This is a genomic window from Protofrankia sp. Cr2 (assembly GCF_963555885.1).
Classification (GTDB): domain Bacteria; phylum Actinomycetota; class Actinomycetes; order Frankiales; family Frankiaceae; genus Protofrankia.
Genome location: NZ_CAUVXG010000045.1, coordinates 24,436 through 37,580 on the forward strand (window position 1 = coordinate 24,436; position 13,145 = coordinate 37,580).

Consider the following 13,145-nt stretch of genomic DNA (forward strand, 5'->3'; position numbering starts at 1 on the left):
GCGTCCGCGGGCAGCATCTTTCACCTACCGGTGGTGACCGACATCGGTCTCGATGACGCGGTCCGCCAGCTGCGGGACCACGGCTGCCGCATCGTGGCGACGAGCCCGCTCGCGCCGCGGGATCTCGACGCCGCGGCGGACGCGGGGGAACTCGACGTGCCCACCGCGTGGTTGTTCGGTAACGAGGCACATGGTCTCCCCCGTGCCGGCGTGGTGTCCGCGGACGCGGCACTTCGGGTGCCGGTGTACGGTCAGGCCGAGTCGCTGAATCTTGCGGTGGCGACGGCGATCTGCCTGTACGCGTCAGCGCGCGCACAGGCGAGGTTCGGGTCCGGCGCTCCAGGCGCCGGGGGAGGTGGACGGCTGTGACACACACGGTCACGTCGGCTCCCGACCAAGCTCGCAATCCACCGGCGGACGGGGAGCTACTGACCGGTCCCGGGCAGCGGGCGGATGGGATGCCGTGCCACGAGGCACCCACCGTGCCACCGGTGTCCTGGGACGATCTCCCGGACGGGATCGTGGTGGTGGACGCGGACGGGCGGGTGCAGGTGTTCAACGCCGCAGCCGTCAAGATCACCGGTGTCGCGGCGACCACCGCTGTGGGCCGTCAGCTCACCGACGTCCTGCCATTGCTCGACGAGCGGGGCAACGACTGGTGGGAGTGTTCGCGGGTGAGCCGCAACCTGCCGCGGGTGACCGGTCAGCCCGAGCGTCGACTCACGTTCGCCGGCTCCCAGTGTGAACGTGATCTTAACGTGACTGTCCGTTATGTCCGCGTCGAGGGACAGCTGGTGCAGGTTGCGTTGTCCCTGCGGGACACGGCAAGTCGGGAGCGGCTGGAGCGCAACCGCGCCGACCTGGTGTCCACGGTCGCGCACGAACTGCGGTCACCGCTGACGAGCGTGAAGGGGTTCACGGCCACGCTGTTGGCGAAGTGGGACCGGTTCACCGAAGAGCAGAAGAAGCTCATGCTCAACACCGTCAACACCGATGCGGACCGGGTCACCCGACTGCTCGCCGAGGTGCTCGATGTGTCGCGCATCGATTCCGGTCGGATCCAGATGCGCAAGCAGATCGTGGATCTCGATCTGACGCTGCGCCGGGTCGTGGACGGCAAGGTCGCGGCCGGGGAGGCCACTCATGACCGGTTCGCGGTGTTCACTGACGGTAAACTGCCGGAGATGTGGCTGGACTCCGACAAGATCGAACAGGTGCTGCACAATCTTGTCGACAACGCGCTGCGCCACGGTGCGGGTACCGTCACCATCGTCATGCGCGGCACGCCGACCGGGGCCGAGGTGACCGTGGCGGACGAGGGCGAGGGTGTGCCCGAGGCGAGTGCGTCCCGGGTTTTCGCGAAGTTCTGGCGCGGCGCGACCCGCGGTAACGGAACAGGACTCGGGCTCTACATCGCCAGGGCGCTCATCGAGGCGCATGGCGGGACGATCATGGTTGGGCGGGCGCCGGGTGGTGGCGCCGAGTTTCGATTCGTGGTGCCCGCCGGCGCACCCGTCTTCGCCTGAGGCCTGATCGCCAGGATTCTGATCATCTGGAGTTTGATCACCTGGAGCGAAGTCGCAACCCGGTGGGCGCCCCGGCCCGCATCCGCACCCGGTCTGCGTGTCCGCCCGTTTGTGGCGGGTACCGGTCGGGATCCCACCTGATGGTCGGTTCGACCATCAACGACCTCAATGAGGATGACCAGCGTGTCCCCGTCCCCACCGAGCGCTGACTCGAACCATGCTGACCGCGGCCCGACCGACCGCGGCCCGACCGACCGCGGCCCGACCGACCGCGGCCCGACCGGTCCGGACCAGCTCGATCCCGACCGGCTCGCCAGGATGTGCGCGCAGGCGTCCGAGGCGATCGCCGCCGCAGGCGATCTCGACGAGCTCGCCGCCGTCCGCACCTCGCATGTGGATGGCCGCTCCGCTCCGCTGGCGCTGGCGCGCCGGGTGCTCGGCGCCTTGGCGCAGGCGGACCGTGCCGCGGCCGGGCGCCGGCACAACGATGCCGCAGCCTCCGTTCGGGCACTGTACGAGACACGGCTCGCCGAGCTCACCGCCGAGCGGGACGCCTGGGTCCTCGTCGAGGAGCGGGTCGACGTCACCGTCCCGGTGAACCGCGCTCCGCTGGGAGCGCGGCATCCGATCACGAAGCTGTCCGACTACCTGGTGGACGTATTCGTGGCGATGGGTTACGAGGTCGCCGAGGGGCCCGAGGTCGAGCACGACTGGTTCAACTTCGAGGCGCTGAACCTCGGCCCCGATCATCCTGCGCGCAGTTCTCATGACACCCTTTACGTCGACCCGATGGGCAGCGGGCTGCTGTTGCGCACGCATACCTCGCCGGTGCAGATCCGCGCGCTGCTGTCGCGTCCGCTGCCGGTATACGTCGTGTGTCCGGGACGGACGTATCGCAACGATGCCGTCGACGCCACGCACTCGCCCGTATTCGGTCAGCTCGAGGGCCTTGCGGTCGATGAGGGCATCACCATGGCCGACCTGCGGGGCACGCTGGATGTGTTCGCGCAGGCCCTGTTCGGTTCGGGTCTGTCGACGCGACTGCGGCCGCACTACTTCCCGTTCACCGAGCCGTCGGCGGAGCTCGATGTCGCCTGCTTCGCCTGCCGTGGCGAGGCGGCCCGCCAGCCGTGCCGGGTGTGCTCCGACGAGGGCTGGATCGAGATCGGCGGCTGCGGGATGGTCGACCCGAACGTGCTCGTCGCCTGCGGCGTTGACCCGTCCCGCTACAGCGGGTTCGCATTCGGAATGGGTTTGGAACGTGCCGCGATGATCCGCCACAACGTCCATGAGATCCGCGACTTCGTCGACGGTGACATCCGTTTCGGTCGGCTGTTCGGGACGGTGAGTTGACCATGAAAATTCTCATGTCGTGGCTGCGGGAGGCCGTCGACGGCCTGCCACCGGCGAAGGCGGTCGCCGAGGCGCTGATCAGGGCCGGTTTCGAGGTGGAGTCCGTCGAGTCCGTCGGTCACGACCTCGCCGGTGTCGTCGTCGGCGAGGTCGTCTCGATCGAGGTCGTCGAGACCAAGAAGAAAAACGTGCGCTGGGTGGATGTCGCGGTGTCGCAGACCGGTACCCGCGGGGTGATCTGCGGGGCGTTCAACTTCGAGGTCGGCGACCGGGTGGCGGTGGCGTTGCCCGGCGCGGTGCTGCCAGGCGGCTTCACCATCACCTCGCGTAAGACCTATGGGAAGATCAGCGACGGGATGATCTGTTCGCTCCATGAGCTGGGCATCGGCGACGATCATGACGGCATCCTGGTGCTGCCGCCTGACACCCCGCTGGGCGTGGACGTCGCCGAGCTGCTGGATCTCGCCGACGACGTCCTTGACATAGCTGTCACCCCGGACCGGGGTTACGGCCTGTCGGTCCGCGGGATCGCCCGGGAGGTGGCGACCGCGTTCGGGCTGACGTTCCATGATCCTGCCGCTGTGGTTGCCGGTGGCACCGACGCCGGCGGTCATGACCGCAGCGGCGCCGGCGTCGGCGCTGGTGAGCGCAGTGGCGTACCGGCCACGGTCGGGTACCCGGTCGTGGTGGCGGACCCCGATGCCTGTACCCGCTACGTCGCCCGGGTCGTGCGCGGGGTCTCCCCGGGTGCGCAGACGCCGTTGCGGCTTGCCCGCCGCCTCACGCTCTCGGGCATGCGGCCGGTCTCGGTGCCGGTGGACATCACCAATGTGATCATGTTGGGGCTGGGGCAGCCGCTGCACGCCTTCGACCGGGCGAAGCTGTCCGGCCCGATCGTGGTCCGCCGGGCCCGCGAGGGCGAACGGCTGGTCACCCTCGACGGTGTCAAACGCGAACTCGACCCCGAAGATCTCGTGATCGCGGACGACTCCGGGGCGGTGGCATTGGCCGGAGTGATGGGTGGCGCGTCCACCGAGATCTCGGCCGACACCACCGAGATCCTGATTGAGGCGGCCCATTTCGACCCGATTGCGGTCGCCCGCACGGCCCGACGCCACCAGCTCAGCTCGGAGGCGTCCCGCCGGTTCGAACGTGGCGTCGATCCGGCGCTCGCGCCGGTGGCCGCGCAGACCGCGGTCCGGCTCCTCACCGAGCTCGCCGGCGCTACGGCCGAGGCCGGGGTGACCGACATCGACCATCGGCGGCCGGCGCCGACCATCCTGTTCCCCGTCGGCGAGACCGCCCGGCTCGGCGGCCGTCCCTACCCGTCCGATGTCGTCCGGCGGCGGCTGGTCGAGGTCGGTTGTCTGGTCGCTGAGGTTCCCGGCCCGGATCGCCCGGACGGTCTCGATGGTCTCGATGGTGGGCACACGGAGCTGCTTGAGGTCACCCCACCGTCCTGGCGGGGTGACCTCACCCGGCCCGCGGACCTCGTCGAGGAGGTCATCCGGCTGGAGGGCTACGACACCATTGCGGTGACGCTCCCGCGGCTGCCCGCCGGCCGGGGCCTGACTCAGGGCCAGCGGCTGCGCCGTGCGGTCGACGCGGCCCTCGCCAGCCAGGGCTACATCGAGGTCCTCACCGTCCCCTTCGTCAGTGATGACACGCCGGCCAGGCTCGGGCTCGACGAGGACGACCCGCGCGCCGCGGTGGTCCGGATCGCAAACCCGATCGCCGAGGACGCCGCCAACCTGCGCACCACCCTGCTACCCGGACTCTTCGCCGCGGCCGTTCGCAACATCGGCCGGGGCCAGCCCAACCTGGCCTTGTTCGAGACGGGGTTGGTGTTCCGGTCGGTTGCCGCCGCCACGCCGCCGACGCCCGCGGTCGACCACCGGCCGGGTGACGACGAGATCGCCGCGCTGAACGCAGCCCTGCCCGACCAGCCCAGGCTGGTGGCCGTCGTCCTGACCGGCCTGCGGGAACCGGCCGGCTGGTGGGGACCGGGGCAACCGGTGAGCTGGCAGGACGCGGTCGCAGCCGCGCACACCGTAGCGGGTGCGACCGGTCTGGACGTGGCGGTGGCGGCGGACACGGTGATGCCGTGGCACCCCGGCCGGTGCGCGCGGCTGACGGTGGCCGATCCGGCCGCGGTGGGTCCGGTCGCGGTAGGTCCGTCCGCCGGCCGCATCATCGGGTACGCCGGGGAACTGCATCCCCGGGTGATCGCTGCCTACGGCCTGCCGGCCCGGACCTGCGCGATGGAGCTTGATCTCGACGCGCTGGTCGAGATCGCGTCGAGGCGTCCGCCGGTGACCGCGCCCGTGGTGTCCACCTATCCGCCCGCTGATCGCGACATCGCGCTCGTCGTCGCGGCGGAGGTCACCGTGGCCCGGGTCACCGAGGCGTTGCGGTCGGGCGCCGGTGACCTGCTCGAGACACTGACTCTGTTCGACGTCTACGAAGGGTCCCAGATCGGCGGCGGAAAACGGTCGCTCGCCTTCGGCCTACGGCTGCGGGCGGGGGACCGCACGCTCACGGCCGACGAGGCGAACACGGCGCGGGACGCGGCGGTCGCCGAGGCCGCCCGGGTGACCGGAGCGACCCTGCGTAGCTGACTGAACCCGATTGGTGGTCATCCGATCGGTGGTCGCGACGGTCTGGTGCAGACCGGTCACGAGCGATGGCGGCCGAGCACCCGCGTTCCGATGAACGGTGCCCATACCGCCACGAGCGGGCGGGCACTGTTCGTCGGTCGACGGCCCGCCAGTCGACCGCGGCGGCCAGACGCCGACCGGCCACGGTGGCGACCAGCTGTTCGGCGTGCGCGTCCGTTCCGTCTCGGGACGGTTACGGCCTGCTGTCCGGGTGGGCTACCCGGGCTACCTGGACCGGTCGTAGCGTTCCTGGGCGGCGATGACGGTTGGCATCTCGGCCTCGACGAGGTCGATCAGTTCGCGGAGTTTCGCCGCGACGCGGCTGCCCAGCGGAGTCAGGCTGTACTGCACGTGTGGCGGGATGCTGGTCTGGACCTCGCGGCGGACCAGGCCGTCGCGTTCCAGTGCGTGCAGGGTCTGAGCGAGCATCTTCTCGCTGACCCCGTCGACGCGGCGGCGCAGCGCGTTGAACCGGTAGGTGTCCTCGGTCAGCGCGATCAGGGCTAGACCGCCCCATTTACCGGTGATGTGCTCCAGGGTCCGGCGGGACGGGCAGGCGCGGGCGAAGACGTCGGCGACCAGGTCGTCCGTGGGGTCCGTGGGGTCCGTGGGGTCGACGGGGGCGGCCGTCGGGATCATCCTGGCCATTTGACCACTGTACCGTCGTACACCGTACAGGTGGATGTAACCGTACCCACCTGTCGTTGGTGCTTCCTAAAAGTTAGTACATTCTGTCGGGAGCACCTATTCAGTCCGACTCTGACGAACCCAGGGAGCACACATGATCACTGTTACCGGCGCCACCGGACACCTCGGCCGGCTCGTCGTGGAGGAGTTGCTCAGGGGCGGCGTGCCCGCCGACCAGATCGTCGCCGCGGTCCGCAGCCCGCACAAGGCCGCGGATCTGGCCGAGCGCGGCGTGCAGGTACGCGAGGCGGACTACACCAAGCCCGAGACGCTGGCCACCGCGTTCGCCGGTACCGACAAACTGCTACTGGTCTCCTCCAGCGAGATCGGCCAGCGGGCGGCACAGCACCGCAACGTGGTGGACGCCGCCGTCCAGGCAGGGGTTTCCCTGATCGCCTACACCAGCGTGCTGTCCGCGCAGACATCCGGTCTTGCGCTGGCCGCCGAGCACAAGGCCACCGAGGACATCCTCCGCGCCTGCGGCCTGGCGTCCGTGCTTCTGCGTAACGGCTGGTACCTCGAGAACTACACCGAGAACCTCGCGCCGGCCTTCCAGCACGGTGCGATCCTGGGCGCGGCCGGCGAGGGTCGCATCTCCGGGGCCACCCGTGCAGACTTCGCCGCCGCCGCGGCGGCTGTGCTGACCGGCGGTGAGCACGCAGGTGCGGTGTACGAACTGGGCGGCGACCAGCCGTTCACCGTGGCAGAGCTGGCCGCCGAGGTTGCAGCCCAGTCGGGCAAGCCGGTCGTCTATGTCGATCTGCCGGTCGAGGAATACACCAAGGCGCTGGTCGGTGCGGGCCTGCCCGAGGCTTTCGCGGGCCTGCTGGCCGACTCCGATCTTGGTATCGGGCGGGGCGAGCTGTTCACCGACAGTGGTGATCTGGGCCGGCTCATCGGCCGTCCCACCACCACACTGGCCGAGGCGGTTGCCACTGCGCTGAAGGCCTGACCGACCATCCGTTTCGCGTGGAGCCTTCCGCCCGCCGCAACGATGTGAATTGACTGTTGTCTACGCAGCAGTGGATTCACATCGTTTGCGATTATTTTCAGCCGTTATAACTGATTTGAGACCCGAGGATGTTCATCGGGCCATTGCATGACCATGATGGTGTGTGTATAAGTTTTCAGTCATGGGGATGACAGCGGCGGTGGCAGGGGCGAGTGGCTATGCGGGCGGCGAACTGCTGCGACTGCTGCTCGGGCATCCGGAGATCGAGCTCGGCTTGGTGGCGGCGGGTTCGTCGGCCGGGCAGGACGTCGCAGCGGTCCATCCGCACCTGCCGGATCTCGCCGGCCGGGTCTTCGCAGATACCTCCGCCCTTGCCGGTGTCGAAGCCGACATCGTGTTCCTCGCGCTCCCACACGGCGCGTCCGGCGCTGTCGCGGCGACGCTGCCGGCCGGCGTGCGCGTGGTCGACCTGGGTGCGGACCACCGGCTCGCCGACTCCGACGCCTGGCGCCTGGCCTACGGCGGCGAACACGCGGGTGCCTGGACGTACGGGATGCCGGAACTGCCCGGCGCTCGGGCGGCCGTTCGGGCCAGCACCCGGGTTGCGGCACCGGGGTGTTATCCGACCGCGACCACGCTCGCCCTCGCGCCGCTGCTGGCCGCGGGCTTGGTCGACACCGAGGACCTCGTCGTGGTGGCGGCCAGCGGCACGTCGGGCGCCGGGCGGTCGCTCAAGGCCCACCTGCTCGGCAGCGAGGTCATGAACGACGTGACCGCCTACCGGGTCGGCAACCACCAGCACCGCCCGGAGATCCTGCAGGCGCTTCGCGGCCTGGTGGACGCGCCGGTGTCCATGTCGTTCACGACGGTGCTGGCGCCGATGCCGCGCGGCATCCTCGCAACCTGCACTGCGCGTCTGGACTCCGCGGTCACCACCGACGCGCTGCGCGATGCGCTTGTCGCGGCCTACGCGGGCGAGCCGTTCGTCCGGGTCCTGCCGCCGGGACGGTGGCCCCGCACGGCGGCGACGCTGGGCGGTAACACCGTCCACCTGCAGGTCACCGCCGACCACGAGGCCGGCCGGGCCGTGGTCGTCGCCGCCATCGACAACCTGTGCAAGGGCGCCGCAGGTCAGGCGCTGCAGTGCGCGAACCTCATGCTCGGCGTGGCGGAGGCCAGCGGCCTGACCTCATCGGGTATCGCTCCATAACTCGCTGCACGCAGATCGCGCTGCATGCAGATCGCGCTGCACGCAGTCGGGATCCGTAGCAGGGATCTGGCCATCCACATTCAGCCCTGCTGACATTGGTTTTTCATACCGACGTAGTTCATACCGACGTAGGAGGAACGACCATGGGTGTAGAGCCATGAGCGTGACCGCCCCGGGGGGGTTCCGGGCCGCAGGCGTAGCGGCCGGGCTCAAACCATCGGGCCGCCTGGATGTCGCGGTTGTCGTCAACGACGGTCCGACGGATGCGGCCGCGGGCGTCTTCACCGGCAACCGGGTGCAGGCGGCGCCCGTCCTCTGGTCACGCCAGGTGATTGCGGACGGCCGGCTGCGGGCGGTCGTCCTGAATTCCGGTGGCGCCAACGCGTGTACAGGGCCAGCGGGCTTCACCGACACGCACCGCACCGCCGAGCACACCGCCGGCCTGCTGGGGCTGGGAGCGGGCGAGGTCGCCGTGTGTTCGACCGGTCTGATCGGGACGCGGCTCCCCATGGATCTGCTGCTACCCGGTGTGACCAAGGCGGTGGCCGAGGTGTCGGCCGCCGGCGGGACGGCCGCGGCCGAGGCGATCTGTACGACGGACACCGTCAGTAAACAGGCTGTGCGCGCGGCGGGCGGGGTGACCGTCGGCGGGATGGCCAAGGGCGCCGCGATGCTCGCGCCGGCGCTCGCCACGATGCTCGTGGTGGTGACCACCGACGCGGTCGTCGACCCGGCCACCGCCGACCGGTTACTGCGGGACGCGTGTCGCACCACCTTCGAGCGGGTGGATTCCGACGGATGCATGTCGACCAACGACACGGTGCTGCTGCTGGCGAGCGGCGCGTCCGGGGTGGGGCTGTCCGCGGACACGCTCGGGGGCCTGGTGACCGACACCTGTGCCGACCTCGCCGGGCAGCTGCTCGCCGACGCTGAGGGCTCGACCAAGACGATTGCGATCACCGTTACGGGGGCGGCCGGTGAGGACGACGCCCTGGCGGTCGGCCGGGCGGTGGCGCGCTGCAACCTGCTCAAGTGTGCGCTCTACGGTAACGATCCGAACTGGGGCCGGGTGCTCGCGGCGGTCGGCACCACCCGTGCCGTCTTCGAACCAGACGCGTTGGATGTCGCGATCAACGGCGTGTGGGTGTGCCGGGCCGGTGCGCCGGGCCAGCCGCGTGACCTCGTCGACCTGACCGGCCGGGCGGTCTCCATCCAGATAGATCTGCATGCCGGCGCCACGGAGCTGACTGTCTGGACGAACGATCTTACTGATGGTTACGTTCACGAGAACTCGGCGTACTCGACATGACCACTGCACCGGCGGCGGATCGGCCCCCGGCACTGGCCCGGGGGCATGCCGCACTGGCCAAGACCACGGTGTTGATCGAGGCGCTGCCCTGGCTGTCGCGTTTCCACGGTTCCACCATCGTGATCAAATATGGCGGCCATGCGATGAGCGACCCGGCGCTGCGCGAGGCGTTCGCCGCGGATGTCGTGTTCCTGCGGTACGCGGGCCTTCGGGTGGTCGTGGTCCACGGGGGCGGGCCACAGATCACTGCTCACCTGGCCCGTCTCGGTGTCGAGTCAGTGTTCGCCGGTGGACTGCGGGTAACCACCCCGGAGACCATGGAGATCGTCCGGATGGTCCTGGTCGGTCAGGTCAACCGGGATGTGGTGGGTCTGGTCAACAGCCACGGTCCGTTCGCGGTGGGTCTGTCCGGCGAGGACGCCAACCTGCTCATCGCGCGGCGCAAGCCGGCCGTCGTGGATGGCAGCGAGGTCGACATCGGCCTGGTCGGGGACGTGGTCGAGGTCGCCCCCGAGACCCTGATCGCGTTGTTGGACTCCGGTAAGGTCCCGGTGGTCGCGACCGTCGCCCGTGGGATCGACGGCGGCGTGTACAACGTCAACGCAGACCTCGCCGCCGCCGCACTGGCTGCCGCGATCGGCGCGGCGAAGCTGGTCATCCTCACCGACGTCGAGGGTCTGTACGCAGACTGGCCGTGCAGCGACGAGGTGATCAGCGAACTGACCGCCGCGGAGCTCGCGGACCTTCTGCCCACGCTGACCACCGGAATGATTCCGAAGATGGAGGCGTGCCTGCGGGCCGTGCACGGTGGCGTGCCACAGGCGCACGTCCTCGACGGCCGGGTGGCACACGCCGTCCTGCTGGAAGTTTTCACCGATGACGGGATCGGGACACTGATCACGCCTGACACCGCATCCGCGATCACCGTGGGAGGAGCCCCATGAACGCTGAGCTGCTCAACCGTCGGGACGCTGTGATCATGGCAGCTTACGGCCGCCCGCCGATCGCGCTGGAACGCGGCGCCGGGACCCGGGTGTGGGACGCGGACGGGCGCGAATATCTCGACCTGCTCGCCGGGGTCGCCGTCAGCGTCCTGGGCCACTGCCACCCCGCCGTGCAGGCAGCCGTGTGCGATCAGGTCGGACGCCTCGGCCATGTTTCCAACCTGTATGTGAACGAGCCGCAGATCGCCCTTGCCGAGCGGCTGTTGGAACTGCTCGGCGTCGACGGCCGGGTGTTCTTCTGCAACTCGGGCGCGGAGGCGAACGAGACTGCCATCAAGATTTCGCGCCGGACCGGCCGGAGTGAGATCGTCGCGGCGGAGGGATCTTTCCACGGACGGACCCTCGGTGCGCTGTCGATTACCGGCCAGCCCTCCAAGCGGGCGCCGTTCGAGCCGTTGCTGCCGGGCACGCGCTTTGTGCCCTATGGCGACGTCGCCGCGCTGGAGGCGGCGGTCGACGATCGCACCGCCGCGGTCTTCCTGGAACCGACACTGGGTGAAGCCGGTGTGATCCCGCCGCCGGCGGGGTATCTGCGGGCGGCCCGCGACATCTGTGACCGCACGGGAGCCCTGCTCGTCCTGGACGAGATCCAAAGTGGCATCGGCCGGGCCGGAACCTGGTTCCTGCACCAGAGCGAGGCGGTTGTCCCCGATGTCCTGACCCTGGCCAAGGGACTCGGGGGCGGCCTGCCCATCGGGGCCTGTGTCGGGTTCGGCCCGGCCGGCCATCTCCTGCGTCCAGGTGATCACGGCAGCACGTTCGGCGGCGGACCGATCGTCTGCGCGGCCGCGCTCGCGGTGCTCGCCACCATCGAGCGGGACGGGTTGATCGCCAACGCGGTGGAGGTCGGGCGTGTCCTGACCGACGGGATCCTCGGCGCCGGCGTACCGGGCGTGGTGGGGGTCCGTGGTCGTGGCCTGTGGCTGGCGATCGAGTTGGACTCGCCCTTCGCCGGTGCCGTCGAAACCGCCGCCCGCGACGCGGGCTTCCTGGTCAACGCGGTCTGTGCGGACGCGGTACGGCTCGCTCCGCCGTTGCTGCTCTCGGCCGCGGAGGCCGGTAGGTTCGTCGCGGCACTGCCCGCGATCGGTGCGGCTGCGCTGACCGCCGCCGAACAGTCTGCCGAACACTCTAAGGTCTGCGCATGACGGTGTATCCCGGTGTCCTCCGCTGCTGCGCGCCCTGCTCGCTGGCGCTCGCTGCGATGCTCGCGATGGAGGTTGGGGCGTGCGACGCTTTTTGCGCATGCCCCGGCCGACCGGGTGCGGGTGTCCCGCAGGGCAGAGAGGCCACCTCATGACGGTGTATCCCGGTGTCCTCCGCCGCTGCGCGCCTTGCTCGCTGGCGCTCGCTGCGATGCTCGCGATGGAGGTTGGGGCGTGCGACGCTTTTTGCGCATGCCCCGGCCGACCGGGTGCGGGTGTCCCGCAGGGCAGAGAGGCCACCTCATGACCATCCGACACTTTCTGCTGGACACCGACCTGACGCCGGGCGAACAGTCCGCCATCCTCGACGCGGCCGACCACATCAAGGCGACCCGTCGGGTGCGGAGCACCGAGCCCGGCCCACTTGCCGGCCGCTCCGTGGCGTTGCTCTTCGAGAAACCGTCGACCCGTACCCGGATGTCCTTCGACGTGGCCGTGGCTGAGCTCGGTGGGCACTGCGTGGTCGTCGATGCGGCTACCACCCAGCTCGGCAGGGGCGAATCCATCGAGGACACGGCCGCGGTCTTCAGCCGGTATGTCGACGCCATCGTGGTGCGGACGTTCGCGCAGGACCGGTTGGAGCGGATGGCGGCGGCGGCCTCGGTGCCTGTGGTCAACGCGCTTTCCGATCATGCGCACCCCTGTCAGGCGCTTGCCGACCTGCAGACGATCCGGGAGCGTCGGGGCAGTCTGGCCGGGCTGACCCTGGCCTATTTCGGGGACGGCAACAACGTCGCGCATTCGCTGGTCCTGGCCGGTGCCCTTGCCGGTATGCGGGTGCGGGTGGCCTCGCCGCCCGGGTACGAGCCCTTCGAGCAGGTGTTGCGCCAGGCGGCCCGGATCGGCTTGGTGACCGGTGGTGCGGTGAGCGTGACACACGATGCGCTGGCGGCCGCGTCGGGCGCTGATGTGCTCTATACCGACGTCTGGGCCTCGATGGGACAGGACGCCGAGGCGGACAGCCGGTCGTTGGTCTTTCAGCCGTATCAGCTCGATGAGAAGGTGGTGGAGGCGGCCGGTGCTGACGCGATCGTCATGCACTGCCTGCCGGCGCACCGCGGCCTCGAGATCACCGGTTCCGTCCTCGACGGACCCCGGTCGGTCGTCCTCGACCAGGCCGAGAACCGGCTGCATGCCCAGAAGGCGTTGCTGGCGTTTCTGCTGGAACGGACTGATCCGATCTCGCGGTCGTCCCCGCGGGTGCTGGCTGCCGAGGTCACCCCGTGACCGCCTCATGACTGT

At 69.8% G+C, this 13,145-nt stretch carries 11 protein-coding genes; 10 read left to right on the top strand and 1 reads right to left on the bottom strand.

Translation table 11 applies throughout. The annotated features are described in order from the left end of the window. The 4 genes from U9978_RS18130 to pheT all read left to right on the top strand — a co-directional run. Positions 1 to 369, top strand: a 369-nt coding sequence (locus tag U9978_RS18130; RefSeq protein ID WP_322762323.1) for an RNA methyltransferase, incomplete at its 5' end; no start/stop codon positions are given. An 89-nt stretch (positions 370 to 458) separates the two neighbouring features. Next, positions 459 to 1,526 carry an ATP-binding protein gene (locus U9978_RS18135; protein WP_416211028.1) on the top strand — a complete coding sequence of 356 codons (1,068 nt, stop codon included), beginning with the start codon at positions 459 to 461 and terminating at the stop codon, positions 1,524 to 1,526. A gap of 318 nt (positions 1,527 to 1,844) precedes the next feature. Next, positions 1,845 to 2,879 carry a phenylalanine--tRNA ligase subunit alpha gene (gene pheS / locus U9978_RS18140; RefSeq protein WP_322762336.1) on the top strand — a complete coding sequence of 345 codons (1,035 nt, stop codon included), beginning with the start codon at positions 1,845 to 1,847 and terminating at the stop codon, positions 2,877 to 2,879. Positions 2,880 to 2,881: 2 nt separating this feature from the next. Further along, a complete protein-coding gene (gene pheT / locus U9978_RS18145) occupies positions 2,882 to 5,497 on the top strand; it encodes a phenylalanine--tRNA ligase subunit beta (protein ID WP_322762324.1) in 2,616 nt (871 codons plus the stop codon). A gap of 264 nt (positions 5,498 to 5,761) precedes the next feature. On the opposite strand, the gene U9978_RS18150 is transcribed toward pheT, so the two are convergent. Then, on the bottom strand, positions 5,762 to 6,175 hold the full coding sequence (locus tag U9978_RS18150) for a winged helix-turn-helix transcriptional regulator (protein ID WP_416211029.1): 414 nt from the start codon (positions 6,173 to 6,175) through the stop codon (positions 5,762 to 5,764). Positions 6,176 to 6,317: 142 nt separating this feature from the next. On the opposite strand from U9978_RS18150, the gene U9978_RS18155 reads away from it, so the two are divergent. The 6 genes from U9978_RS18155 to argF all read left to right on the top strand — a co-directional run bounded on the left by U9978_RS18155 (position 6,318) and on the right by argF (position 13,130). Continuing rightward, on the top strand, positions 6,318 to 7,175 hold the full coding sequence (locus U9978_RS18155) for an SDR family oxidoreductase (RefSeq protein ID WP_322762326.1): 858 nt from the start codon (positions 6,318 to 6,320) through the stop codon (positions 7,173 to 7,175). 181 nt (positions 7,176 to 7,356) lie between these two features. Next, positions 7,357 to 8,385: an N-acetyl-gamma-glutamyl-phosphate reductase gene (gene argC / locus U9978_RS18160; protein WP_322762337.1), complete on the top strand. Its 1,029-nt coding sequence runs from the start codon at positions 7,357 to 7,359 to the stop codon at positions 8,383 to 8,385. 157 nt (positions 8,386 to 8,542) lie between these two features. After that, positions 8,543 to 9,694, top strand: a complete 1,152-nt coding sequence (gene argJ, locus U9978_RS18165) for a bifunctional glutamate N-acetyltransferase/amino-acid acetyltransferase ArgJ (RefSeq protein WP_322762327.1) — start codon at positions 8,543 to 8,545, stop codon at positions 9,692 to 9,694. Continuing rightward, positions 9,691 to 10,638, top strand: coding sequence for an acetylglutamate kinase (argB, locus tag U9978_RS18170; RefSeq protein ID WP_322755777.1), 948 nt, complete (start codon positions 9,691 to 9,693; stop codon positions 10,636 to 10,638). The genes argJ and argB overlap by 4 nt, the downstream gene beginning before the upstream one ends. Further along, complete coding sequence (locus U9978_RS18175) at positions 10,635 to 11,846, top strand: acetylornithine transaminase (protein ID WP_322762328.1); 1,212 nt, start codon at positions 10,635 to 10,637, stop codon at positions 11,844 to 11,846. Before argB ends, U9978_RS18175 begins: the two co-directional genes overlap by 4 nt. A gap of 300 nt (positions 11,847 to 12,146) precedes the next feature. Beyond that, positions 12,147 to 13,130: an ornithine carbamoyltransferase gene (gene argF / locus U9978_RS18180; protein WP_322762329.1), complete on the top strand. Its 984-nt coding sequence runs from the start codon at positions 12,147 to 12,149 to the stop codon at positions 13,128 to 13,130. Positions 13,131 to 13,145 lie beyond the last annotated feature (15 nt).